At 60.9% G+C, this 23,871-nt stretch carries 23 protein-coding genes; 2 read left to right on the top strand and 21 right to left on the bottom strand.

From position 1 onward, the window contains the following. Nucleotide 1 precedes the first annotated feature (1 nt). The 13 genes from polA to NFR19_RS06615 form a co-directional block, all read right to left on the bottom strand. Nucleotides 2-2,629 carry a DNA polymerase I gene (gene polA / locus NFR19_RS06675; protein ID WP_251213012.1) on the bottom strand — a complete coding sequence of 876 codons (2,628 nt, stop codon included), beginning with the start codon at nucleotides 2,627-2,629 and terminating at the stop codon, nucleotides 2-4. Nucleotides 2,630-2,679: 50 nt separating this feature from the next. After that, on the bottom strand, nucleotides 2,680-3,354 hold the full coding sequence (locus NFR19_RS06670) for a response regulator transcription factor (RefSeq protein ID WP_251213011.1): 675 nt from the start codon (nucleotides 3,352-3,354) through the stop codon (nucleotides 2,680-2,682). Next, on the bottom strand, nucleotides 3,355-4,716 hold the full coding sequence (locus tag NFR19_RS06665; RefSeq protein ID WP_251213010.1) for a glutamine synthetase family protein: 1,362 nt from the start codon (nucleotides 4,714-4,716) through the stop codon (nucleotides 3,355-3,357). Between the two features lie 122 nt (nucleotides 4,717-4,838). Further along, nucleotides 4,839-5,288: a 50S ribosomal protein L31 gene (rpmE, locus tag NFR19_RS06660; RefSeq protein WP_251213009.1), complete on the bottom strand. Its 450-nt coding sequence runs from the start codon at nucleotides 5,286-5,288 to the stop codon at nucleotides 4,839-4,841. Between the two features lie 125 nt (nucleotides 5,289-5,413). Then, the gene (locus NFR19_RS06655) at nucleotides 5,414-5,956 is read right to left on the bottom strand and encodes a YceD family protein (RefSeq protein ID WP_251213008.1); all 543 of its coding nucleotides are present in this window, start codon (nucleotides 5,954-5,956) and stop codon (nucleotides 5,414-5,416) included. Next, a complete protein-coding gene (locus NFR19_RS06650; protein WP_251213007.1) occupies nucleotides 5,956-6,426 on the bottom strand; it encodes an ATP synthase subunit B family protein in 471 nt (156 codons plus the stop codon). The genes NFR19_RS06655 and NFR19_RS06650 overlap by 1 nt, the downstream gene beginning before the upstream one ends. A gap of 132 nt (nucleotides 6,427-6,558) precedes the next feature. After that, nucleotides 6,559-7,956, bottom strand: a complete 1,398-nt coding sequence (locus tag NFR19_RS06645) for an LCP family protein (RefSeq protein WP_251213006.1) — start codon at nucleotides 7,954-7,956, stop codon at nucleotides 6,559-6,561. 25 nt (nucleotides 7,957-7,981) lie between these two features. Then, nucleotides 7,982-8,845, bottom strand: a complete 864-nt coding sequence (locus tag NFR19_RS06640; RefSeq protein WP_251213005.1) for a class B sortase — start codon at nucleotides 8,843-8,845, stop codon at nucleotides 7,982-7,984. A gap of 193 nt (nucleotides 8,846-9,038) precedes the next feature. Beyond that, the gene (locus tag NFR19_RS06635) at nucleotides 9,039-9,878 is read right to left on the bottom strand and encodes a hypothetical protein (protein WP_251213004.1); all 840 of its coding nucleotides are present in this window, start codon (nucleotides 9,876-9,878) and stop codon (nucleotides 9,039-9,041) included. Nucleotides 9,879-10,004: 126 nt separating this feature from the next. Further along, the gene (gene rsmD / locus NFR19_RS06630; protein WP_251213003.1) at nucleotides 10,005-10,589 is read right to left on the bottom strand and encodes a 16S rRNA (guanine(966)-N(2))-methyltransferase RsmD; all 585 of its coding nucleotides are present in this window, start codon (nucleotides 10,587-10,589) and stop codon (nucleotides 10,005-10,007) included. A gap of 1 nt (nucleotide 10,590) precedes the next feature. Beyond that, nucleotides 10,591-12,756 carry an ATP-dependent DNA helicase RecG gene (locus tag NFR19_RS06625; RefSeq protein WP_251213002.1) on the bottom strand — a complete coding sequence of 722 codons (2,166 nt, stop codon included), beginning with the start codon at nucleotides 12,754-12,756 and terminating at the stop codon, nucleotides 10,591-10,593. A 25-nt stretch (nucleotides 12,757-12,781) separates the two neighbouring features. After that, the gene (locus NFR19_RS06620) at nucleotides 12,782-14,410 is read right to left on the bottom strand and encodes a DAK2 domain-containing protein (RefSeq protein ID WP_251213001.1); all 1,629 of its coding nucleotides are present in this window, start codon (nucleotides 14,408-14,410) and stop codon (nucleotides 12,782-12,784) included. A gap of 34 nt (nucleotides 14,411-14,444) precedes the next feature. Continuing rightward, nucleotides 14,445-14,792 carry an Asp23/Gls24 family envelope stress response protein gene (locus NFR19_RS06615; RefSeq protein WP_251213000.1) on the bottom strand — a complete coding sequence of 116 codons (348 nt, stop codon included), beginning with the start codon at nucleotides 14,790-14,792 and terminating at the stop codon, nucleotides 14,445-14,447. A 232-nt stretch (nucleotides 14,793-15,024) separates the two neighbouring features. Between NFR19_RS06615 and rpmB the strand changes: the two genes are divergently transcribed. Next, nucleotides 15,025-15,216 (top strand): 50S ribosomal protein L28, encoded by a 192-nt coding sequence (gene rpmB, locus NFR19_RS06610; RefSeq protein WP_251212999.1) that lies wholly within the window; start codon nucleotides 15,025-15,027, stop codon nucleotides 15,214-15,216. Between the two features lie 129 nt (nucleotides 15,217-15,345). Here the strand turns inward: rpmB and NFR19_RS06605 are convergent, their stop codons facing one another. The 5 genes from NFR19_RS06605 to rpe are packed head-to-tail and all read right to left on the bottom strand — an operon-like array spanning nucleotide 15,346 to nucleotide 19,767. After that, nucleotides 15,346-16,068, bottom strand: a complete 723-nt coding sequence (locus NFR19_RS06605) for a zinc ribbon domain-containing protein (RefSeq protein ID WP_251212998.1) — start codon at nucleotides 16,066-16,068, stop codon at nucleotides 15,346-15,348. Between the two features lie 46 nt (nucleotides 16,069-16,114). Further along, a complete protein-coding gene (locus tag NFR19_RS06600) occupies nucleotides 16,115-16,999 on the bottom strand; it encodes a Nif3-like dinuclear metal center hexameric protein (protein ID WP_251212997.1) in 885 nt (294 codons plus the stop codon). 58 nt (nucleotides 17,000-17,057) lie between these two features. Then, a complete protein-coding gene (locus NFR19_RS06595; protein WP_251212996.1) occupies nucleotides 17,058-17,873 on the bottom strand; it encodes a histidinol-phosphatase in 816 nt (271 codons plus the stop codon). Nucleotides 17,874-17,875: 2 nt separating this feature from the next. Beyond that, on the bottom strand, nucleotides 17,876-19,075 hold the full coding sequence (locus NFR19_RS06590; protein ID WP_251212995.1) for a cysteine desulfurase family protein: 1,200 nt from the start codon (nucleotides 19,073-19,075) through the stop codon (nucleotides 17,876-17,878). Next, the gene (gene rpe, locus NFR19_RS06585) at nucleotides 19,075-19,767 is read right to left on the bottom strand and encodes a ribulose-phosphate 3-epimerase (protein WP_251212994.1); all 693 of its coding nucleotides are present in this window, start codon (nucleotides 19,765-19,767) and stop codon (nucleotides 19,075-19,077) included. The genes NFR19_RS06590 and rpe overlap by 1 nt, the downstream gene beginning before the upstream one ends. A gap of 106 nt (nucleotides 19,768-19,873) precedes the next feature. Here rpe and NFR19_RS06580 point away from each other — a divergent pair, with 106 nt between their 5' ends. Next, on the top strand, nucleotides 19,874-20,341 hold the full coding sequence (locus tag NFR19_RS06580) for a methylated-DNA--[protein]-cysteine S-methyltransferase (protein ID WP_251212993.1): 468 nt from the start codon (nucleotides 19,874-19,876) through the stop codon (nucleotides 20,339-20,341). Between the two features lie 306 nt (nucleotides 20,342-20,647). Here NFR19_RS06580 and NFR19_RS06575 read toward each other — a convergent pair whose 3' ends face one another. Genes NFR19_RS06575 through der form a run of 3 tightly spaced genes read right to left on the bottom strand, consistent with a single transcriptional unit; the run spans nucleotide 20,648 to nucleotide 23,805 of the window. Beyond that, nucleotides 20,648-21,679 carry an NAD(P)H-dependent glycerol-3-phosphate dehydrogenase gene (locus tag NFR19_RS06575; protein WP_251212992.1) on the bottom strand — a complete coding sequence of 344 codons (1,032 nt, stop codon included), beginning with the start codon at nucleotides 21,677-21,679 and terminating at the stop codon, nucleotides 20,648-20,650. Nucleotides 21,680-21,718: 39 nt separating this feature from the next. Next, nucleotides 21,719-22,489 (bottom strand): glycerol-3-phosphate 1-O-acyltransferase PlsY, encoded by a 771-nt coding sequence (gene plsY / locus NFR19_RS06570; RefSeq protein ID WP_251212991.1) that lies wholly within the window; start codon nucleotides 22,487-22,489, stop codon nucleotides 21,719-21,721. Nucleotides 22,490-22,491: 2 nt separating this feature from the next. Next, entirely contained in the window at nucleotides 22,492-23,805 is a 1,314-nt protein-coding gene (der, locus tag NFR19_RS06565) for a ribosome biogenesis GTPase Der (RefSeq protein ID WP_251212990.1), read from the bottom strand. Nucleotides 23,806-23,871 lie beyond the last annotated feature (66 nt).

Below are 23,871 nucleotides of genomic sequence, written 5' to 3'. Positions count from 1 at the left end.
GCTAATGGGCATCAGCCCACGTCTGCGCCCACGACACGTCCACCACGAGCGGCACTTTCAACTCCACCACGTTTTCCATGGCATCCTGCACTAAATCAGCCAGCTGCTGAGCCTGATCGGCAGCTACGCTGAAATCGAGCTCGTCGTGCACCTGCACCATCATCTGCGCATCGAGCGTTCCCGCAGCCAACCGCTTGCTGACCTCGATCATTGCTAGCTTGATGATATCGGCCGCGGTTCCCTGCATCGGATGGTTCATGGCTGTGCGCTCGCCGACGCCTCGCGTTCGCTTGTTGCTCATGGTCAGCTCGGGAATGCGCCGCTTGCGCCCGAAGAGCGTCTCGGCGAACCCGCGGGTCGAGGCCTGCCGCACCGTCTCATCCAAGAACGCGCGCACGCCCGGGTACGCTTCGAAATAGCGATCGATCATCGCGCGCGCCTCATCCATGGGGATGTCCAAGCTCTGCGACAACCCGAAGGCCTGCTGCCCATACACGATGCCGAAATTAACCGCCTTCGCCCGACTGCGCAGCTGCGGCGTTACCTCCGCGGGCGCCATGCCGAAGACGCGGGCTGCCGTATTGGTATGGAAATCCTCTCCGCTGCGGAAGGCGGCGATCAGGTGCTCATCGCCTGAAAGGTGAGCCAACAGCCGCAGCTCGATCTGCGAATAATCGGCGGACAGAAACACCTCGCCCGCGCGCAATGGCACGAAGCACGCGCGGATCTGTCGCCCGAAGTCGGTGCGCACGGGAATGTTTTGGAGGTTGGGGTTCGATGACGAGAGACGCCCGGTGGCCGTTACGGTCTCGTGGAAGGCGGTATGGACGCGCCCGTCCGTTGCCCGCATGCGCGGCAGTTGATCGATGTAGGTCGATTTAATCTTCGCCAGTTCGCGATATCGAAGCACCATGTTCGCGATGTCGTAGGTTTTCGCCAGCTCCTTCATCACCGTGGCATCGGTCGAATACCCGCGCTGATTCTTCTTGAGCGGCGGGATGCCCATCACCTCAAAGAGCACATGGCCCAGTTGCTTGGGCGAATCGATGTTGAAGGACTCGCCTGCCTGCGCGAAGATATTCTCGGCAAGCGCCGTCAATTCGGTCTGCGCGGACTCCCCGATCTCTTCAAGGCGCTGGCAATCGAGCGCCATGCCGCACCGCTCCATCTGGAGCAAAACGGGCACCAGCGGCACGTCGATTCGCTCATAGATGCCCTCAGAGCCATCCGCCGCCAACGCGCGGCGCAGCGGTTCCACCAACAGGCGCGACGCGCACGCGCTCTGCGCCAAGGTCGCGCGTTGGTCGTCAGAGGTCTCGAGCATACCCCCCAGATAGCGCTGCGCCAGCTGATCGTGCGTGTAGTCGGATACAGTGGAGTTCAGCGCATAAGCGGCAAGGCCCAGATCGAAGGCGCGCATGGCGACAAGGTCAGTCTCGTCGACCAAGGCTGCGCATGCGGAGTCGGCCGGATAGACGCGTTGCGCCATCTCCTTCGAGTCGAGCACCGAAAACGGCGCCGTGCGAATGACGGCAACCAGCGCATGCTCAGCAGCGGCACCGGAGAACAGCGCGACCCCCTCGGAGGTGCTCACCGCCACCTGCAAGCTCGTCTCGAACAGAGAATCCTGCCCCGAGTCATCGAGCGCAATGCCCAAGCACTCGCCCGAAGAGAGCGCCTGCTCGAGCAGCGCTTGCGCCGAGGCGCCCTCATGCAAAGGACCCGGATCGAGCTCCACCATATCGGCCGTAGCCGTTCCCCCCACCATGCTGAGCACGCGCGCCAGCGGGCTCATCAGCGAATACGACTTGAACGCCGCTTCCACCTCACCCACATCGAAAGCGGGAAAGACGATGCTCTCAAGATCGAGCGGGAAATCGAGATCGGTCACGATCGTGGCGATCTGGCGGCTCAGAAAAGCGAGGTCGCGCTCTTCCTCAAGGCGTTCGCGCTGCTTGCCGCGCAGTTCGTCGAGGTGCTCGTAGATGCCCTCTATCGTGCCGTACTTCTCGAGCAGCGTGGTAGCGCTCTTCGGCCCCACCCCGGTCACGCCAGGGATATTGTCCGACTTATCCCCCATCAGCCCCAAAAAGTCCGTGAATTGAGCAGGCGAGACGCCGTATTTTTCCATCACCTCATCGGGGCCCATGATGGCCACATCTGAGATTCCCTTCTTCGTGGTCACGATATGCGTCAGCTCCGTAGCCAGCTGACAGGCATCTTTATCTCCGGTCACCAGCAGGGTCTGATAGCCCAGCGCCTCATCGCGCGCGGCTACGGTGCCCAAGATATCGTCGCCTTCCCACCCGGGCACTTTCACCACGGGAACGCGCATGGCCTCGAGCAGTTTCTCGACCACCGGAAACTGCCGACGCAGCTCATCGTCCATATGGGGCCGCTGCGCCTTATACGTTGGCAGCTCCTGCATGCGAAATTCCGGCTTTCCCGCATCGAAGGCGCACACGAGCGCATCAGGATGCGCCGTCTCCACAAACTTGCACAGCATCTGCATGAAGCCGAACACCGCATTCGTCGGCGTGCCATCGGGAGCTGACATGGGCGTCTGAATAGCATGATAGGCGCGGTGCATCAAGGAATTGCCGTCGATCACGGCGACCTTCTTCGACATGGGACATCCTTCAAGTGCGGCGAGTACTCTTAGGAAACGATTCTACCCCACTATGCGTTCCACAGATAGCCGACTCCGCGCACGGTTTGCAGCCTGTGCGCTAGATCTGGCCCAAGCTTGGCGCGGATACGGCGCACATGGACGTCAACCGTACGACTTCCGCCATAATAATCAAAGCCCCACACCTGTCGCAGCAATGCATCGCGAGAATAGGTGCGGCTCGGATGCGTTGCCAAAAATGCGAGCAGCGCATATTCCAGATACGTCAGATCGAGCGGACGGTCTCCCACCTTCACCTGATACGTTGCAAGATTGATCGTCAAAGCACCCACCATGACCATATCGGCAGCAGCCGTATCGCTGCCAGGCCAAAGCAGGTGGCGCACTCGCACCATGCATTCAGCAACCTCGGCACCGCTCAGGACGAAATCGCAGCGAAGATGCACGGGCAGGTGAAGCTCCGCAACGCGATCCGGCTCCACTACGATCAAAAGGGCAGCATGCCCCTCCTCAGCGAGGCGCGTCTGCATCTGCTCGCGCACCGAGACCGCAGCGCGCGCTTCTTCAAACACGACCAAGTCGCAATCGGGATGCTGTGTCGCCAACGCGAGCGCCTGAGCAGACGAACCAGCCACCACCTCGGCATCGATCTGCGAAAGCACCTGCTGGAACCGATGGGCATTCTCAAGCGAATCGGCTATGAATATGACCTTCTTCGCCGACATTCACAGCACCGCCAAGAACCGATCGAGCTCCCAAGGCGTCACGATCTGCTGATAGGCGGCCCATTCCGCACGCTTGGCCTCCACCAGATAGCCATGAATATGCTCGCCGAGCACCGAGCGCATCAGATCGCTCGCCGCGAACTCATCCACCGCCTCTCCGAGCGTTTCCGGCAGACAGCGAATACCCTGTGCGTCCAGCTGCTGCGCGCTCATATCGGTCATATCGATCTGCTCGGTGGGCTCGGATAGCACAAGCCCTGCCTCAATGCCCGCCAGTCCTGCTCCGAGCAGCGCCGCGAACGCGAGATAGGGATTGGCCGCCGGATCCGGGTTGCACACCTCGATGCGGCACGCCTCAGCAGAGGTCGGCCGGTATCCCGGAATGCGCACCATGGCAGAGCGGTTGTTGCGCGCCCACACGAGCGCCGAAGACGCATGCCCCACCCCACAGAATCGCTTGTAGGAGTTCACGTATTGATTGGTTACCAAGCACAACTCGCGCGCGCGTGCGAGAATGCCCGCAATGAAGCTCTTCGCCGTGTCCGAAAGACAGTAACCCCATGGATCGGAATCGTCGAAGAACGCATTCTCGCCCTCGCTGTTGGTCAGGCTCAGGTGCACATGCATGCCGTTTCCGGGTTGTTCAGCCATGGGTTTCGGCATGAACGACGCATGAACGCCATGCTTCAAGGCGATCTCGCGCACCACCAGCTTATAGGTCATCACCGCATCGGCCATGCTCATGGCGTCAGCGTAGCGCAGGTCGATCTCATGCTGAGAGGGCGCAACCTCATGATGGGAGTATTCCACCGGAATGCCCATCTTCTCAAGAGCGAGCACCGTATCGCGGCGCAGATCGCTTGCATAGTCAAGCGAGGTCAGATCGAAGTAGCTGCCCCGATCGAGCACCTCGGTGCCCTGCGCGTCCTTGAAGTAGAAGAACTCAATATCGGCACCAACGTTCACCATGAATCCCAGGTCGGCCGCGCGCTCGACCATACGGGCGAGCACCTGGCGCGGGTCTCCTTCAAAAGGCGTGCCAGCGGGCGTGCAGATACGGCAAAACATACGAGCCACCGCATCGGTTTGCGGACGCCACGGCAGCACTTGAAAGGTTGATGCCAGAGGAAACGCCAGCATATCGCTTTCCTGAGTGCGCGAAAAGCCCTCGATGCAGCTTCCGTCGAAGCCCATGCCGCGCGCGAACGCACCCTCTAACTCACCGGGCACCATCGCGAAGGATTTCATGTTTCCCAGCACATCGGAAAACCAGCATCGCACGAAGTGCACACCACGGCTTTCCACCGTCTTGAGCACGAAATCCTGCTCTGGGTTCAATCGGGTCGACCCGCTCTCGTCCATGCTGCTCCCTCCTTCGCGTTTCTTGCGGCCATTATAGCGAGGCATGTTTCAAACAGGTTTCAACAAAAAGAAAGGCGGCCCGCTCAGCAGACCGCCTGACAGTTCTCTGCGAAGATGCAAGGCTACTCAGCGGCAGCCTGCTCGCCTTCGGCCACCTCGGCGGCAGCGTCAGCTGCAACTTCCTCAGCGGCCGCATCAGCAGCCTGCTGCTCGCGCTTCGCTGCGCGCTCAGCCTCGGCGGCATATTTGGCCGCACGCTCTTCCTTGGCCTTGGCCTTCGCTTCACGCTCGGCCTTGCGAGCAGCCTCTTTCTCGGCAGCCTTCGCTGCGCGCTCGGCCTTGCGAGCGGCCTCGCGGCTGGCAACGGTATCGGTTGCATTGCCGAAGCGATCGGCGAAGCGCTGAACGCGTCCACCGGAGTCGATGAGCTTCTGGGTACCGGTATAGAAAGGATGGCATACGTTGCAGATATCCAAGCGAATCTCGGGCTTGGTAGCGCGCGTAGTGAACGTGTTGCCGCAGCTACACTTCACCGTGCATTCCATATAATCAGGATGGATCTCAGGTTTCATGGTATCTCCTTTTCGGCGCCTTGGTTTCCGACCAAGGCTTGAGCAAACTTGGTAAGTTTAGCACAAAGAACGCATCTGTGACGAGAAATGCTGGGCTATCCGAACACCTGATGGCATGCTGTCCCTCAGTCATCGAACGTGAGATCCTTGAGCACCGCGAAGGGGTTGACAGGAGCGTCCGACTCTTCTTGAACGCAGGTGCACACACCTTCGTTCAGATTCTGCCCGCAGACCGGACAGAGCCCTGCGCAATCGTCGGTGCAGAGCGGCACGCGCGGAACTTCCAACACCAGCGCGGCTTGGATGAGCGGCGCCAGATCGATGCGATGGTCGGCCGGAAGCGCGTCGAACTCATCCGCCTCCAGATCGTCCACCTCGGCCTCTTCGCCCGGAATCAGGAAATAGCCCTCGATCTGACCTTCCAGCTCGTATTCAGCGCTCTCCAAACAACGCGCGCACGCACAGCAGCAGCATGCAGCCGCGCTGCCCGTTACCAACAAGGCTCCACCGGTGTTCGTCACCTCAACGCTCCACGTAACCGGCGGCTCGAACGTGTATTCATCAGCGCCCAAACGCAATTCGAACCCGTGCGCCGCTCCTTCGAAAGAGCGCGTCGCTGCGGGCTCGAACAGATCCTTCGGTATGTGTATGAAGATGGATGGGAGCACTAGCGCGGCACCGTGCTGTTCTGATTCAGGCGATCGCGCACGCGACGCACCTGACCGAGCACATTATCAAGGCTTTGCTCCACATGCCCGAACACCTCATCGGCATAATCCTCTGCGCCAGCGCGCGTTTCGCGTTCGAGCTCACGCGCGTCGGCCATGATGGCTTCCGCTTGCTGCTGCGATATGCGCACGATCTCCTGCTCGCTCGCGATGGTCATTGCCTGACTGCGCGCATCCTCGATCAGGCGATTCGCCTCTGCCTCCGCATCATCAAGGAGCGCCTGACGTTCGCGCACGATCTGACGCGCCTGCGCGAATTCGCTCGGAAACAGGTCGCGTATCTCATCCATTATCTCAAACGCCGCAGTGATATCCACCTGGCGCATGTTGCTCTTGCCGAACACCGTCTTCGAGTCTTCGAGCAAGATCGAAAGCTCTTCAAGAAGACCCAATACTCCGGTTTCGTCCATCTTCGTTCTCCCTGGTTCGTTTTAATGGCATGCTTTGCCAGCCCAAGCATCAGGCATATCTGCAAATAGTATCATAAAAGCGCCCGCACGCGAATATCCCTCATGTGCATCTGCGCGCGATGTCGCTGCGCCCTATTCTTCCGCATCTTCAGGCGCATCAGCGTCCGAACGTTCTTCATCTGCATGCTGGGCCGTCTCATCATCAGGCAGCGGCTCATAATAGATGTTCAAAAACGTTTGATACACCGCTTCTCGGTTTAGATGATATTCAGCATAGCCCGTTTCATCGTTGTGGGTGTAATCGCCTTCGAGCGTGGTCATGTCCAGATCCGCCATGCCGTGCTCTAGAAACACCTGCGCGAGAAAACTCATCTCCGCCATCCCGATGTTGGTGGTGGAATATGCCGAGACCGAATCGATGATGTTGAGGATGACCGCAGGATTTCCCTTCGCCTCTTCAAGCGCCTTGGCCGCATACGCTTTCAAGAATTGCTTCTGACGATCCAAGCGACCGAACGCAGACCCGTATTGCTTGATATCGCGATACTGCACGTAGTAGGAAGCCTGCTGACCCTTCAACGTGTACGTCTTGCCCGCCACGATGTTGGCAGGCTTGACGTCCATGAGCGCCTCCACCGTCACACCACCCACCGCGTCGGCGAGCGGACCGATACCCTGCACGTTCAAAACGTAGTAATAGTTGATAGGTACGTTATAGAGCATGCGCGAGACCGCATCGCACACGTTGAGAGCTGAAGTGTTGAGATCTGATCCATAGGCGAAGGCGGCCGCTACTTGCAAGTCGCGCAGCTCGGCATACTCATCGGTATTGCTATAGGTCATGCGCACCTGCACCATGGTGTCGCGCGGAATGGAGATCAGATCCATCTGGCCGCTCTCGGTATCGACCGCCAGCAGCATCACGAAATCGGTCTGGCCGTTCAGCTCGTCGGTGGTGCGACCGTCATGCCCCAGCAACAAAAGAGAGGTCATGTGCTCTTTCTGCCGATAGGTCACCCCGTTGTAGGTGACCGTCTTGCCGTTATCCTCGGATACGGCGCTCTGCTCAACCTCAACCTGCGCCTCTTGCACAAGATTGCTCTTGCCCATCGTGAGTGCGAGCGCCACCGCCCCAACCCCGCAGAGAAGCACGCAGCACATGCTCGCCGCTACTATGGCCGCGATGCGCCCGCGGCGCCGTCGCTTCTGAGGCCTTCGAGCGCCTTGTGCGCCCGCGTCGCGCGCCTCGGCTTCTTGCAAGGGTTTAAATACCGCATCGAACACCAGATCGGTCGACTCTACGGGCGCTGCATCAGCCACCTTCCCGTACGGATGAAACGCTGCATTGAAGACGAGGTTGCCGGACGTGCGCGTTCGCGCAGGCCTGGCCTCACGCTCAGCTGACATGTTCGCAGCATCTTGTGAGCGCGCCACCGAAGACGATCCTGTCATGCCCTCCGTGCGCGCACGTCGAGAAGCCATCGGCTGTTCGGTGCGCGCTTTCTGCGCTTTGCTCCTTTTTCGCGCCATGCTCCGCCTTCGTGCTGGTAAGCGCCTACTCCAGCACGCCCTCGTCGATCACTTCATTGCTGCCATCAGCAGAGATCTCAACGGTCTCAGTGGGTTCCTCGGCCACCAGTTTCGCCACGATCAGGTAGCGTGCATTCGGATTAGAGGGCTTCGTGCATGTGCTCAGCACCAACAGCTTGTCGGTCTCGGCATCAAGCGGCACATCGAGCGTGCGCACGTTCTTATTGAGCGAATCAGGATCTTGCACCATATCATAGAACGCCTGGCGCACCGCAGTATCGCTCATATCCTGCGTTTCGAGAATATGGTCGTTGCCGTATTCGAACGCCGAGACGATCTCATAGGTCAAACGCTCAGTGGGCGTATATATGTAAAACTCAGGGTGGCTCTCGAAGAATTCCGCATCTTCCAGATTATGCAGCGTCGAGAACATCTCGACATTGTTCTGGAACGTATGCCCATAGACGATCGTGACCGGATCTTCGCCCAAGTTCTTGCTGTTATGCGATCCTTGCGTATAGAGCGCCCCGTAGCCGCCGCGCTGGCCGTCGACATCGCGGTTCAAGTAATAGTTGTCCTCCAAAGGATGCTGCAAGATCGGCTCATCCACATCGGTATCGTCGATCTTCACCCACGCATAGACATCAGGATTGCGCTCGATCCAGGTGTTCCAGTCAACCGGATTGGTCAGCTGACCCTCGGCGTTGTACTCCGGCTCGGCCACATCCAGCGCACCCTCATCAGATGAAGGCTCGGACATGCCCGCACCTACAGCGATGAACACCACCGCCGCTATCGCGATCGCGGCGATCAAAACGACCAGAGCGATCAGACCAGTGCGCTTCTTGGGCGCATGTGCGCCTTGTTTTTGTTGGGTATCCGAAGACATACCTCTCCTTCCGTATGCGAGCTCTTTGCGACAGCACTAGCAAGGGCCGCCCAGCATCAGCGTGCCTGCGTGGCCTTTGCTATGCAGGAACCTCACAAAAAGGGAAGCAGGGAAGACCATCCTTCGATCCTCCCTGCACATGAAATCGCGAATTCATGCATCTTTTGATAGTAGTGTGTGTTCGCTTATACTTTTAGAAACCGGTCTTCGGGGACTTCCCTGCAGGAGTCACGTCCTCGTCGGTGACCTTGTCGACATTGTCGCCATCGACAACGTTGTCAGTACCGTTGTCGGTGCCATTGTCGACGATCGGCTGGTCGGTGGTGTCACCGTCAATGGCGCCACCCTGGCCAGCCGTTGCATACGGAGTAGCATAGAACTGCACGTAGGAGAACTCGGTCAGGCCCTCGATCAGAACCATACCATTCGCGCCCACGGTGACCGTCTTGTACTCAGGAGCCTGCGTCTCGTGCAGGATGACGTACGTGACCGTCATGCCCTCCTGAGCGTTCGCGCTGTTCAGAAACACGCGCACGGTCGCGGTGCCCTCAACATCGCCGGTGAGCACCAGATCGGTGATGAGCTGAGCACCCTTGTACTCGCCCTCGCCTTTCTCGATCTCAGCAACCTTCTCGTTGAACTTGTCCAGATAGCCCTTCTCGCCCTCAACAACGTTGCCGTTGATGTCGACCGAATCATCCGTGCCATAGAAGTCCTCGCGCATCTTCTTGGCGATGGCGTCCTTCTCATCCTGGGACAGGTTGGTGCCCTTCGTCGCCTCGGCGATCTTCGCAGCCAGGCTCGCCTCGACATCAGCAATGCCGGCCTCGGGGGTGTCGACGGTCTTCACCGTGACGTCCTCAGCGCCCTGGACGTTCACGTTGCCAATGCCGTTCGCATTCACGGCGGCCTGCACGTAGTCGGCGCCTGCGACCGGAGAAGCCTCGATGCTCTTCTCCACTGCGAAAGCAGCCGTCGGCAGCGCCAGCGCAAGCGCAAAGGCGACAACAGAAGCTGTTATCTTCTTCTTCATACCTATAACCTTTCTTGTACGTTTCAAAGATGCACGAACACATGCAAAAAAGACGATACCCCCCCCCCAAGCACTTTTGTCAACCCAAAACACGACTCTCGTTAAAAGCCGTTGCGCAAGGTAGGGTCATCGTGCTTGAAGCAGGGTGATCAGCGTGCCTCCATAGCGTTTCTGTCGTACGAGGGTGAAGGGGGTTTCCGCAAAAGCGCGCTCGAGCGCGCGGACGGCATCGCGTGCATGCTCATAGGCGATGAAACCGCCTTCCGCGATGCCGCCATCACCTGCAAGAGCGTCAAGGAAGCCCGCCACCGCCTCAGGAGCGAGCGCGTAGGGCGGGTCAAGGAAGACCACGTCGAAGGGACCCTGAGAAGCAATCGTCGCCGCGCTTGCGAGCGCATCAGCGCGCACAATACACGCCTGCTCGGGGCCATAACCGAGCATACGCGCATTCGCAGCGAGCACCTTCGCAGCACGCGCGTCGCGCTCCACCAGGCACGCGAGCGCAGCACCCCGGCTCAGCGCCTCAAGCCCAAGGGCACCGCTGCCCGCGAACGCATCCAGGACCCGCGCGCCTGCCAGCCCCCCGTATGCGCTCTCCAAACTGCTCAGCAACGATTCTCGCACCCGATCGGTCGTCGGGCGCGACACCGATGCGGGCACCTGGATGCGGCGGCTCCCATGTATGCCCCCTATGATGCGCACTTCGCCCATCCTAGCCTCCCACGACCGCGTACTCGCAGCGCTCTTCGGAGAACACGGTACGCAATTCACGTGCTAGAGCGGCGTTATGGGACGCCTGGAGGTCAGGATCCGCCGCTAGAATCGCCGCCGCGCATGCGTGCGCCTCTTCGATCATGGCTGCATCTCGCACCACGTTGACCAGCTTGAGCGCCGATGCCCCCGATTGCCGATTGCCGAGGATGTCACCTTCGCGGCGCAGCGCCAAGTCCTCTTCGGCCAAGCGAAACCCATCGTCGGTGCGCACCATGGCGCGCAGACGCTCGAGCGCTGGCTGTTGTTTCGAGGCCGACACCAAGAACACCTGACCCGGGATCTCGCCGCGTCCCACGCGCCCGCGCAACTGATGCAGCTGCGCCAGACCGAAGCGATCGGCGTCCTCCACGATCATCACCGTGGCGTTGGGCACATCCACGCCCACCTCCACCACCGTGGTCGCCACCAGCACCTCTATCTCGCCCGATGCGAAGCGCTGCATGACCGAGCGCTTCTCATCTGCGGGCAAAGCACCATGGAGCAGCTCGACGCAATGGTCGGGGAAGATGTTCGTCCGTAGAAACGATGCCTCTTGCACCGCTGCGGTCAAGCCAGCGTCCGGATCACCCTGGGCACCTTCGATGGCAACCTCAGGATAGTAGGCCTCATCGTCGTCTTCACCCAAGTGACGTCCTGCAGCCGCCTTGCGCTCGGTGCTGTCTAGGCCGATCAACGCACATATGACATAGACCTGCTCCCCGCGCGCAAGAGCTCGCTTCGCCGCATCGTAGGCAACGCCCCTATCCGCCTTCGCCACCACCGTGGTCGTCCTGCCCGAGCCCGCATGCGGGCGCTGTCGAAGGTAGGACAGCGTCAAATTCCCGAACAGGGCGAGCGCCAATGAGCGCGGGATCGGCGTTGCAGTCAGATAGAGCGCATCCGGTGCGCTGCCCTTCGCTAAGAGCCGTGCGCGCTGATCGACCCCGAAGCGCTGTTGTTCGTCGATGACCACCAGCGTACAGTGCGCTGGCCGCACATCGTCCTCCATGAGCGCGTGGGTCCCGATCAAAATATCGAGCGTGCCGGACGCGAGCTCCCCGAGCATCACCGCGCGCTCATCGGCTGGTGTCGACCCCGTCAACAGCGCCACGCGCATGCCCGCGCGCTCCAGAAGAGACCCCAGGCTCGCCCGGTGTTGCTCTGCCAGCACTTCGGTGGGCACCAGCATGAGCGCCTGGCCGCCCGAGTCGACAGCCGCCGCCATCCCGAACGCCGCCACAGCGGTCTTGCCCGTTCCCACATCGCCCAAGATCATATGGTTCGCCGCCTCGGGCTGTGCCATGGCGTCGAACAGCTCATCGCGCGCCGCTGCCTGATCGTCGGTCAATGCGAATGGCAGCACGTCGGCGAGCGCACGTACGAACGGCCCATCGCTTCGATGCGCGGTCGCTTCGAGCCCAGCCGAGCGCTTTCGGCTCTCGGTCATCATCAACAGCTGCACCATCAGTATCTCTTCAAACGCGAGCCTGCGACGCGCGAGAGCAGCCTCGCGCATGCTTCGAGGAAAATGGACGCTCTTCAGGGCAGCCCCGCGGCTCATCAGGCGGTATTTGAGACGCAGTTCGAGCGGAAGCGGATCGAGCGCGGCCGCGGTGAGGGACAGCGCGCGTTTGACCAAGCCACGCATCTGGGCAGCGGATATGCGCGCGCACGCCGGATGAACGGGCAGGATCAGACCCTCAACATCGTGCTCGACCGGCTCGATGGTAGGATTGGTCATGCGCTTGAAGCCGTAGTCGAATTCCAGCTTCCCGGAAAGCGCCACCCGCATGCCAGCTGAGAGCTTATCGGCCAGCCAGCGCTGATTGAAGGCGGTCACGATCAGTGTTCCTGTGCCATCCACCACCGTGATCTCTACGATATGCAGATTACGGCGCGGGCGCTTGACCTTCACTTCATGCACCGTGCCCGCTATGGTGACCAGCGCCCCGATAGCAGCCTCTGCTATCGTGCGCACCTCGCTCATATCGATATAGCGGCGCGGATACGAGGTCAGCAGATCGCGCACACGATGCATGCCCATCTGACGGAGATCGGCTGCGCGACGCTCGCGAATCCCCGGCACCGCCGTGAGCGGCTCGTCAAGCGCAAGCGTCGCCTGCAAGCGCCTCCGGCTCGTCGGATGCCTCTTATTCAAGCGAGAGAACCACCGGATAGAGCGGCTGGTCTCCCCGCTGCGGGTCCACCTCCAGCTCGTCGAACGTCTCTTCGACACGAAGGGCCAGCGCCGCGAGCGCAGCGTCATCCAGATCCTCGCCCGCCAAGAGCGTGCAGTTATCGAACTGGTCGGCATCCATCTTCGTGAGCAAATCCATAACCACATCGGCTACGTCAACACCCACCGCGCGAATGGAGCCATCGGCGATGCCGATGATGTCTCCTGCAACGATAGGATTGCCCTCAGCGTCCTTGGAGTCCTTCACCGCCGTGGTCACCTCACCGGTGCGCACCTCGGCGAATGCGTCGGTCATGGCCACCACGTTCTCGTGCACCGAAGCGTTCTCGTCGAGCGCGAACAGGGCAGCGAATGCCTGCGGCACGCTTTTGGTGGGAACGACGCCGCAAGGTTTGTCGACGAACTCGCACGCGCTGTTCGCCGCCATGATGATGTTCGAGTTATTGGGCAAGAACAGCACCGCTTCGGCATTGACCGATGCTGCTGCGTCCAGCAAATCCTTGGTGGACGGGTTCATGGTCTGGCCGCCACTGACGACCACATCTACCCCTAGGCTCTTGAGGATCGCTTCGTTACCTGCGCCATTAGCCACCGCAACCACCCCGATGGGCTTGCGAGCCTGTTGTTCTTCCTGCGCGATCCGCTGGCTGCGATCGGCCGATTGCAGCTCCATATTGTGGATGTGCACCTCTGATATCTGGCCGCGATCCAAGAAGTACTCGAGCACCTTGTTCGGCTCATTGGAATGCACATGCACCTTGAACTTGGGCGTTGAGCCCACGCACAGCTCGCAATCTCCCATGGTCGCAAGAAAATCGAGCGCTTTCGACACATCCAGAGTATCGGAATCAACGAGGAACTCGTTGCAATAGCGATAGTTCGCATCCTCCCAGTCGTTGATCTGCTCGATCTCCACCTTGGGCGCAGATGCCGCAATGCCGAAGGAGATGCCCACCGGCTCGCCTTTACCCGACAAAGCCGCCGTGAAAGCGTCGAACAGGATAGCGAGGCCGAAGCCGCCCGCATCCACCACACCGTTCTCCTTCAACACCGGAAGGAAATCTGGGGTGCGCTGCACCGAAGCGTATGCCTCATCCACGATGGCCTGAAGCGCCTCATCCACCGGAAGATGATCCTCAGCTGCGCGCGCAGCGGCAGCGGCCGAATCGCGCAGCACGGTGAGGATGGTGCCCTCCACCGGCTTGCGCACCGCCTGAAACGCCACTTCCTCTGCCTTTTGAAAGGCGCTATTGAGCACATCGGTATTCAAGTCGGTATGGTCAATGGTGCCCTCGCAGAATCCGCGCAGGATCTGAGAGGTGATAACGCCAGAATTGCCGCGCGCCCCCATCAAAGCCCCCGTGGTGATGGCCTTGAGCACATCGGCGTTCGAAGCCGAAAGCGGCAGTGCCTGAATGTTGTCCACCACGCTCTTGATGGTAAGCGACATGTTCGTGCCGGTGTCACCATCGGGCACCGGGAACACGTTGAGACGGTTCACCTCTTCTTTGCGCTCGTCCAAAACGCGGCTGGCAAACGCGATGGCTCCGAGCATCTGCTGCGGTGAATACTTGCTGGGCATCGAATACTCCTTAGCGGCTCTCTCTTGCGTGCGCCTAGCTGCGCACCTTCACATCCTGCACGTGGACCTCCACATCGCAGGCGGCAACGCGCGCATATTCCTTCAACGCGAACGAAACCTGGTCGCGCAGATTCTGCGAGACGGTCTGGATGTTCGTACCGTATTCGATCACGACATACAGGTCGACCTTCACCCCACCATCCTGAGGGTGAACCACCACACCGCGACGCAGACGTGATTTGGGAAGGATTTTCGCAATGCCATCTACCGCGTTGGGCGCAGTCATGCCGACTATCCCATAGCATTCCATGGCGGCATTGCCCACGATATCGGCCAGCACGTCGTTGGCAACGTGCAGATCGCCCGGGATCGATCCGTCCATGAGGCTCCTCTCCGTCAGGCGCCGAAGCGCCGCTCTTTGAACAAGGCTTTTCGCCAAAGTATACCCCATGCCACATAGTCGGTGACAGGTTGGGGCCATGTTGTTGCCCGCCCATCGCGCATCAGATGCGATCAGTGGGAAATTTTCCTACCAGCAGGCGGCCCACTGTGATATAGTTGGGCAGCTATCGACGAATCGGCTCTATTGCCATGCGCTCATAGGAGATAAGAAGATGTCACAGGTTTGCGAGATTTGCGGAAAGCACCCGGTTGCTGGTCGGAGCATCAGCCATTCGCATCGCGTGAGCAATCGCGTGTTCCGTCCGAACGTGCAGAAGATCACCATTCGCGACACGAAGGGCAAGGTGCGCAAGGCGCGCGTCTGCACCAGCTGCATGAAGGCTGGAAAGGTGGAGCGCGCATAACAGAGGCTCCGCCACAACGAAAAAAGGACCCGCTGGGGTCCTTTTTTTATGTCTGAGCACCTGATCAGCATGCACGCTGCGAGCGCTTCAGTACTGGCATCCTGATGACGGGAGCGCTGATGGCTCGCGCTATGACTTGATGATGAGCAACCGCTTGCAGGAAGGGCACACACCAAGCGGCGCCTGATTCTTCAGATCGATGAGACGGCCGCCATCGATGACCGAGCGGCACACGCCGCATCGATCCTCTTCGAGAACGCCCAGAGCAATGCTGCCCAAACGCTCGGCAGTCTTTCGATATGCTTCCACGACCTCTGCATCCACCTTGTCAAGCAGCGCATCGCGCTTAGCGATGAGATCCGCCTCGCTCTTCTTGAGAGCGCCTCCCTGCTGCTGATATTCCTGGATCGCGTGGGCCTCAAGACGATCGATCTCATCGAGCGCCGCACAAACCTGCTGATGCAATGCGGCGATCTTGGCAAGTTCCGCATCCGCCTCCGCTCGCTCCGCTTCAAGGGTCTCGCGGCGCCGCGCAATCCCGGCCAGCTCCTTAGTGCGGGCCTCTACGTTGCGGTAATCGCCCTGTGCGGAGTCGATGGCCGCCTGCACGCCATTTTGCTTCTTCTCAAGCGATGCGTCCTCATCGGCAATGCGCGTCAGACGCCGCTCGGCATCTTTGCGCAGAGCTGCGACCTGATCGGCTTTCTTCTGGAGCGCTTGACGTTTAGAGCGCGCATCAGCGATGCGCGCAGGCTGCGGCAGCTCGGCCAGCTGCTTCTTGAGATGGATGATCTGAAGATCGAATCCTTGTGCCTCGAGCAATCTGTCCAGATCATCCATCTTCGCCTGCATACGCTGACCATCCCTTCGCAGTACGGTATCTCCTTCAACTATACCACTAAAGGCGGATGGCTTCGGGATAGTGCCAATTCTCCGATTGGTCGATGACCATGATGGCATCGCGCGGTACGCCCGCCTTGGCCACCGCGTCAGCCAAGACCGCTACCAGCGGCAACTCGCTCACATCGTGCCCCAGCTCGATCAGAGCGAGGCCGGCTTGCGAGAGATCGAGCGCCTCATGGTAGCGCAATTCGCCACAGATCAGACACTGAGCCTTCGCAGCGAGCACATCGGTTCCCATGCCGTTCGCACTACCCGTGGCAGTGACCACCGTAGATACCGGCGCGTCGGGAGCGCCCCATACGCGCGGAACGCGTCCGAACACCGAGGTGCACCGAGCGGCAAGCTGTTGCACGGTCAGATCTCTCTGCTTCGTCTTGCAGATCTGCCCGTATCCCTTATGGCTTCTCGGCGCGATCGGACGAACCACCCGCCCCGTTGCCTGCAATGCCAAAAGCGCTGGCAATGCTTCGTTGCCGCGCTTGCTCGCATCAAGCGCCGTATGGAAATCCATGAGAGCCACACCGTTGCGCACTGCCGCGAACACCGCAGCGCCCGGGCTCAACGCCGCCGAAGGCTCCGGCGCGAAGGCGTCAGGGGCGCTCAGATACGCCGGGTGATGCGTGATGAGCACCTGCGCGCCCGCGCTCGCCGCCTGAGCAATGGCCGCGACCGTCGCATCGAGGGCCACCGCGACCGTGCGAACGGGCACCGCAGCCTCCCCCACGTACAGCCCCGTTCTATCCCAGCTCTCCGCATCTGCGGCCGGAAACTCAGCGAGCAGCGCTCCTTCCAGATCGCCCACCGTCATGCGCTTCGCTGCGCGAGCGGGCAACGGCGAGCGCCGCTTCTGGATAGCGTCCTTCGTTCTTTCCTGATCCATCTCATGCTCCTTAGAACAACCGGCACACGGCGCATAACGCCGTCTCTGATCGATACGATCAGTCTAGAGCGAGAACGCGCCGATCGCCGCCAAGCGTCGCAACGGTGACCTGGCGGTAACCCGCATCCCTCATGAGCGCATAGGCGCGTTCGATATCACGCGCCACGTGGGCTGGCGTATGAGCATCGGTACCCACCGTGCACGGCACCCCTGCTCGGCAGAATGCGCGCAAGAGCTGCGGAGCGGGAAACATCTCCTTGCACGCGTAGTAGGTGCCCGAGGTGTTCACCTCTATCATGCGCCCACCCGCAGCAGCCGCCTCGGCCATGCGCTGATAGAGCGCATCGAGCGGGAACTGCGGATAGAAGGCGAACTTCTTGGGCAGGTCGGGGTGCGACATCACATCAAAGGGAAGCGATGGGTCGCTTGCAGCCTCGCACCACAGTTCAGCATAGCGGCTCCAGATGCGCTCGGGCGCGCCAGGCTCTTCCCACACCCCGCGCTGCGCCGGATCGTCGAAGGGCCACCGGTCAACGAAATGCACCGATCCCAAGATAAGATCGAAGCGCTCAAGATTCGCAGCGGCCAAATCGCGATCGTCGGTATCGGCTAGGTAATCGAGCTCGATGCCGAGCAGGATCTCCATGTCATCGTGTGTCGCCCGCGCATCAAGGACCGCCTGCTCATAGGCGCGCATATCCGCCTTCGGCACTGAAAGGTAGGCATCGGGATCGAAGGCGGAGCTGAGTGGATAGTGCTCTGTGAAGGCCAGCGTGGTGATGCCCGCCGCAGCAGCTGCGTCAGCATAGGCAGCGACCTCGCCTTCACCATGCCCGCAATACCGGGAATGACAATGCGTGTTTATGAGCTCCACGGCTACCGCCTCCACTCGATCACGCGCGGCAGCGTATCCAAGAACGCCTCCACATCGGCATCGGTGGTATCCCAACCCATGGATGCGCGCAACTCGCACTGCGCTTCGTCGTCTGAGATGCCCAGGGCGCGCAGCACATGACTTGGCTCCAATGAGTTCGATGCGCACGCACTGGCACCGGATACCTCGATCCCCAGCATATCGAAGCGCAAGACCAGCGTATTGCTCTCAATGCCCGGCACCATGAGATTCACGATGTTGGGCAGATAATCGAGCGAGCCCGCCTCAACCGGCACCGTGGGCACCACGCGTGCCATGTTCTGCACCGCCCCGTAGATGCGATCGCGCAGGCGCATCAAGCGGGCGCTCTCCTGCTGCTGGTGGGCAACGGCTGTGCGTAGAGCGGCGGCGAAACCCACGATGCTGCACACGTCCTGCGTGCCACTGCGCTTCGAGCCTTCCTGTCCGCCACCGAGCGCTTGGGGCTGCATGGGCGTGCGTGCGCGCAGATACAGAGCGCCGCACCCTTTCGGACCGCCGATCTTATGCGCGCTGAAGGACGCAGCATCGCAGTCCCAGGCCCGCACATCGACCGGCACCTTCCCGAGCGCCTGCGTAGCATCGGTGTGAAAGAGCGCACCATGCGCATGGGCGAGATCGGCCAGCTGCCGCACCGGTTGCACGCTGCCCACCTCTGAGTTGGCTGCCTGCACCGATACCAGCACCGTATTCGGCTTGAACGCGTCGCGCACCGCTTCAACATCGACGAATCCCGCGCGCGTCGGCTTGATGAAGTCGACCTCGAATCCCTGGTAAGCCAGATGACGCGCCGGACAAAGCACGGCATCATGCTCGATGGCAGAGACGATGACGTGGGCCTTGGAATCCGCTTTGCCGCTATCGAACATGCGCCGATTCGCCGAGAACGTAAGACCGGCGATGGCTGCGTTATCCGCCTCGGTTGCTCCCGAGGTGAAGACCACCTCGTCGGGGCGGGCGGCGCCTAAGGCTTTCGCTACCTCAGCCCGTGCCTCTTCCAATGCGCGAAATGCTGCTCGCCCGGCCGAATGGAGCGAATTGGGGTTAGCCTGCGTTGTCATGCCGGTACGGCCCGCGGTGAGGTACGGCTCCATAGCCGCCAGCGCCTCAGGTCGCAGCGGAGCGGTGGCAGCATAGTCAAGGTAGATCATATCCTCAGACATCACGCAGCACCTTCCTTCCGCGCGCGCTGCCCACACGTCTGGATATCGCGCAGTGCCTGGGCAGGATCGTCAGCGCCGAACACGGCATTTCCGCATACCAGAAGATCGGCCCCGCACGCACAGACGCGCGGAGCGGTCTCCCTACCGATACCGCCGTCAACCTGGATCAAAGGCGCGCACCCGCGCTCGCGCGCCATGCGCACGACCTCTGCCACCTTGTCCTCGGACCCCTCAAGGTAGCTCTGACCCGAAAACCCCGGCTCTACGCTCATCACCAGCACCATATCGACCTCTTCGATCACAGGGGCAACAGCCGATATGGGCGTGGCGGGCTTCACCGCGACCGCCGCTTGCACGCCAGCATCGCGGATCAGGCGCACCGCATCCGCGAGCCCCTGCTCATCAACCGCCTCAGCGTGCACGGTGAGCATGTCGGCGCCTGCTTCGATGAACCACGGCAACTGCGTGAGCGGATTGCTGATCATCAAGTGCACATCGAGCGGCACATCCGTGCACCGCTTGAGCTGCTTGACCACCGGTACCCCCATCGTCAGATTGGGAACGAAATGGCCATCCATCACGTCAATGTGGATGTATCCTGCGCCCGCTGCCGCCACAGTAGCCACATCATCGCCGAGATGCGCGAAGTCAGCTGAGAGGATGGAGGGGCATATGCGAACAGGTGTGAACACGAATATCCTTTCTGAGAGCGTCGGATATGTTTCATTCTAATGCAAAGAGCGCCGCACACCACTGCTATAATTCTTCCATCGAAGATGATAGGAGGATGCTCCTACGATGCGCTCCCGCACCTATTTCACGTACCGAACGCCCTACGGGCCACTCACGATCGGCGGCGAGCGCGAACGCATCTACCGCGTTGCGCTCGGCCATCTTGCCTTTGAAGGAGAGAGGCGCCCAAGCGCGGCGACGAACGCGTGCGCTGATCAACTGCTCGAGTATTTCGCGGGCAAGCGCACCTCGTTCACCGTCGATCTTCTCGTAGAGGGTACGCTCTTCCAGAAAGAGGTTTGGCAGGCCATCGGTGATATCCCTTATGGGCAAGTGCGCACCGCAACCCATATCGCCCACGTCATCGGCCGCCCCAATGCGAACCGCGCGGTCGGACAGGCCGTCAGCAGCAATCCCCTCGCCATCCTGATTCCTGCACATCGCGTGACCTCCGCATCGGGACGCACGGTCGATACCGATAGAGCCGCGCAACTGCGCGCAGCGCTTCGCAAGCTCGAGCGCTCTTTCGCCTAAAGAGCCGAATGGGTAACAGGAGCATCACCCGACAGAGAGCATGGCTGACCGGGCAGCATCCACCGCTGACAGTGTCGGATGCGTAACGAGCCAAAGACCGGACGGAAACCGAATCGAACATGCCGCAGATCACCTGTGCCAAGCGCGTAAGATGATCGTGCTGGTGCTTTCGAGCGCAGCACTGGGTTGAAGCTAACGGGCTGTCACGCGTCTTGTGCGTGAATCCTCTTCTCCTCCCAAACCTTGTGCAAGACGGCCCGCCAGCGAGAGCCCCTCGCTCACCCCCTTAACAGCGAGGGGCTCGCCTTATGCCTTGGCTTGCGAGTACGACTCCATGCCGTATATCTCATCCTTGAGCGGCCGATCGACCAACACGCGCGCCTCAAGGGCTGGATCGGACCCCTCCCAAACGATCTTGCGCACCGCATCGGTCAGCGGCAGGTCAACCCCATGGCGCTCTTGGAGCACCCGCAAGCTGCGCGCAGCCTGCGCCCCTTCCACCACCATATGCGTATCGGATTCAAAATCGGCGAGCGTCTTGCCCTGCGCCAGGTAGTACTGGCCGAAACGGCGATTGCGCGAGTGCTGCGACATGCACGTGACCACCATGTCTCCCGCACCGGCAAGCCCCATGCAGGTGAGCGCGGTGCCGCCGCACGCCACCACCATGCGGCTCATCTCGGCCAAGCCGCGGGTGACGATCATAGCAGCCGTGTTGTCGCCATACCCCATGCCATACGATACGCCAACCGCGATGGCGATGACGTTCTTGAACGCCGCGCATAGCTCCACGCCCACGATGTCCTCGGAGGTATAGGTGCGGAAGGTATCGGTAGCGAACAGATCGCGAAAAAACGTCGCAGTCGCCACGTCTTGCGAGGCGCATACCGCACCGCTCGGAACGCCGTGCACGACCTCTTCCGCATGCGTGGGGCCCGAAAGCACCGCAATGCGCGCAGCGTATCCCAGCACCTCAGCCATCATCTGACTGGCGAGCAAACCGCTTTCGCCCTCAACGCCCTTCGAGCAGATGACCACGGGAAGCTGCGCAGGCACGAACGGAGCTGCAGCCTCGACCGTTGCCCGCAAGAAGCGCGAGGGGGTCACAAAGACCGCGGCAAGGGCGCCTTCGAGCACCTCTGAAAGCGCTGTGGTAGCACGGATGCGCACGTCGAGCGAAGCATCGGCGAGGTAGGTCTGGTTAGTATGACGGACGTTCACCTCGTCAGCAAGCTCGAGGCGTCGTGTCCACATAACCACATCAAACCCTTTGCATGCGAGAAGCTGCGCAAGCGCGGTGCCCCACGAACCCGATCCGATGATGGCGATCTTGCCCATGCCCTCTTGTCCTTTCTCCCCGATCGCGCACATGCTCGCTCAGCGCGCGCCCGCATCCTCAGCAGAGCGATCCGAGGCCTGCGGTCGCGCCGCAGTCTTGCCCTTCGCACCGAACTTCGATTCCTCGCCTTTGAGCAGGCGCCGAATATTGCCCCGATGCGCCCATATGACGACAACCGCGGTCGCATCGATGAGCACCATGGCAGGCCAGCAACCCCCGCAGACCCACACGCTCATGATGGGCACCGCCACCGCTGCCATGAGCGACCCGAGCGATACCCAGCGCGTGCTCACCGCGAACACCGCGAACACCGCAAGGTCGATGAGCGCTGCCAGCGGACCGAGCGCGAAGAATTCACAGCCGAATGCGACCGAGATGCCCTTGCCTCCCCGCAAGCCCAACCAGGGGCAGAAGATATGTCCGAGCGTGCAGCCGATAAACGCTACCGCGGTGCACAAAACGACCACCTGCCCTGAGGCGAAGGCGGCATGAGCAGGCGCTGCGCCATCATAGATGCCCGCGAACAAGCTGATGGTATCGTCTGCGAACGCCCCCGAGAGAAGCGGCGCCCATACCAACCACGCAAGAGCGCCTGCTAGCACGCCTTTGCCCGCATCAAGAGCGAACACGGCAGCGCCGCCTTTGAGGCCCATGCCGCGAGCGGCATTCGTGGCGCCGATATTGCCCGACCCCTCATGGCGGATATCCTTCTTGAAAAACACCTTGGACACGATGACCCCCCACGGGATGGACCCCAACAGGAAGCTCACCGCGAACAGGGCCGCGAGCATGAGTAGCGCACCGGTCATGGTCAATCCTTCTTCTTGAACCGCAGGCGGATAGGGGTACCCGACAGATCGAACGTGCGTCGTAAACGGTTCTCTAAGAATCGCTCGTAATTGTCAGTGACCAGATCGGGTCGATTGCAGAAAAACGAGAACGAAGGCGGGCACGCGCTCGTCTGCGTGACGTACTTGATGCGCAAAACGGCTTTGCCCTTCGTAACGGTGTGGCCCTCTTCGCGGATCTCCGCGAGCCATGCGTTCAGGCGACTGGTGGGAATGGTCTTCGCGTAGTTGGCATACGCAGAATCGATGGCATCCCAGATGCGATGGGCGTTCTTGCCCGTCAGCGCCGAGAGGGCCACTACCTGCGCATAGGAGATGTAGTGCAGTTCGTCTTCCACATCGCAGCGCACCTTCTCCTTCGCTTCGGGACCTTCGACGATATCCCATTTGTTCAGCACCACGACGAGCGCACAACCGCGCTCGGCAGCATAGTTGGCAACGCGTTGATCCTCGCCGGTCACGCCAAGCGTGCCATCCATCACGAGAAGCGCCACGTCAGCCCGGTCGATGGCGCGCATGGCGCGCACGAACCCGTAGTATTCGACCGACTCATCGATGCGACTCTTGCGCCGCAGCCCGGCGGTGTCGACGATGCGATACAGGCGGCCATCATGGTCAACCAGCGTATCGATCGCATCGCGCGTGGTGCCCGCCACCGGGCTCACGATGGAGCGGTCGTTGTCGGTAAGACGATTCACTAGAGATGATTTCCCCGCATTCGGACGCCCGATCACGGCCACATTGAGCGCATCGTCGGTCTCGTCCTGAGATGATGCCTCAGCGGGAAGCGCAGCCACCACCGCATCGAGCAAGTCTCCCGTCCCATGTCCATGCAACGCAGAGACCGGCCACGGCTGCCCCATACCCAGCTGCCAATATTCCCAGGTCTCGTCGTCGCGCGCGGGATTGTCCATCTTATTCACCGCGAGGAACGATGGTGCCTCAGCCCGCAGGAGAATACGGGCTACCTCTTCATCGTCGGTGAGTACACCGGTGCGGCCATCGACGAGGAAGATGATCGCATCAGCCTCTTCAGCGGCGCGGAGCGCCTGATCGCGGATGGAGGCTTGAAAGGCATCATCGGTAGCTATCTCGATACCGCCGGTATCCACCAACATGAACTCAACGCCGTTCCAATCAGCATGGTGATACGAACGGTCACGCGTAACGCCACGCATCTCGTGCACGATGGCATCGGATGTTTGCGCGATGCGGTTCACGAGCGTGGACTTCCCCACGTTTGGACGCCCCACGATGGCGACGATAGGCTGTGGCATCGGACCCTCCGATCGGTTTCATAACCTTTATAGTCTAGCGGAACGAGCGAGCGTCGCGCGCGACGC

Origin of the sequence: Adlercreutzia murintestinalis (genome assembly GCF_943192905.1) — a bacterium.
In the GTDB taxonomy this organism is placed as follows: Bacteria; Actinomycetota; Coriobacteriia; order Coriobacteriales; family Eggerthellaceae; genus Adlercreutzia_A; species Adlercreutzia_A murintestinalis.
Note: the sequence above shows the minus strand (reverse complement) of the source record. Positions and strands in the feature narration are given on the sequence as shown.

Coding starts and splice junctions, on each gene's coding strand:
- polA (WP_251213012.1), bottom strand. CDS start 2,629: ATGTCGAAGAAGGTCGCCGTGATCGACGGCAATTCCTTGATGCACCGC.
- NFR19_RS06670 (WP_251213011.1), bottom strand. CDS start 3,354: ATGTCGGCGAAGAAGGTCATATTCATAGCCGATTCGCTTGAGAATGCC.
- NFR19_RS06665 (WP_251213010.1), bottom strand. CDS start 4,716: ATGGACGAGAGCGGGTCGACCCGATTGAACCCAGAGCAGGATTTCGTG.
- rpmE (WP_251213009.1), bottom strand. CDS start 5,288: ATGAAACCTGAGATCCATCCTGATTATATGGAATGCACGGTGAAGTGT.
- NFR19_RS06650 (WP_251213007.1), bottom strand. CDS start 6,426: ATGGACGAAACCGGAGTATTGGGTCTTCTTGAAGAGCTTTCGATCTTG.
- NFR19_RS06645 (WP_251213006.1), bottom strand. CDS start 7,956: ATGGCGCGAAAAAGGAGCAAAGCGCAGAAAGCGCGCACCGAACAGCCG.
- NFR19_RS06640 (WP_251213005.1), bottom strand. CDS start 8,845: ATGTCTTCGGATACCCAACAAAAACAAGGCGCACATGCGCCCAAGAAG.
- NFR19_RS06635 (WP_251213004.1), bottom strand. CDS start 9,878: ATGAAGAAGAAGATAACAGCTTCTGTTGTCGCCTTTGCGCTTGCGCTG.
- rsmD (WP_251213003.1), bottom strand. CDS start 10,589: ATGGGCGAAGTGCGCATCATAGGGGGCATACATGGGAGCCGCCGCATC.
- NFR19_RS06620 (WP_251213001.1), bottom strand. CDS start 14,410: ATGCCCAGCAAGTATTCACCGCAGCAGATGCTCGGAGCCATCGCGTTT.
- NFR19_RS06615 (WP_251213000.1), bottom strand. CDS start 14,792: ATGGACGGATCGATCCCGGGCGATCTGCACGTTGCCAACGACGTGCTG.
- rpmB (WP_251212999.1), top strand. CDS start 15,025: ATGTCACAGGTTTGCGAGATTTGCGGAAAGCACCCGGTTGCTGGTCGG.
- NFR19_RS06605 (WP_251212998.1), bottom strand. CDS start 16,068: ATGCAGGCGAAGATGGATGATCTGGACAGATTGCTCGAGGCACAAGGA.
- NFR19_RS06600 (WP_251212997.1), bottom strand. CDS start 16,999: ATGGATCAGGAAAGAACGAAGGACGCTATCCAGAAGCGGCGCTCGCCG.
- NFR19_RS06590 (WP_251212995.1), bottom strand. CDS start 19,075: ATGTCTGAGGATATGATCTACCTTGACTATGCTGCCACCGCTCCGCTG.
- NFR19_RS06580 (WP_251212993.1), top strand. CDS start 19,874: ATGCGCTCCCGCACCTATTTCACGTACCGAACGCCCTACGGGCCACTC.
- NFR19_RS06575 (WP_251212992.1), bottom strand. CDS start 21,679: ATGGGCAAGATCGCCATCATCGGATCGGGTTCGTGGGGCACCGCGCTT.
- plsY (WP_251212991.1), bottom strand. CDS start 22,489: ATGACCGGTGCGCTACTCATGCTCGCGGCCCTGTTCGCGGTGAGCTTC.
- der (WP_251212990.1), bottom strand. CDS start 23,805: ATGCCACAGCCTATCGTCGCCATCGTGGGGCGTCCAAACGTGGGGAAG.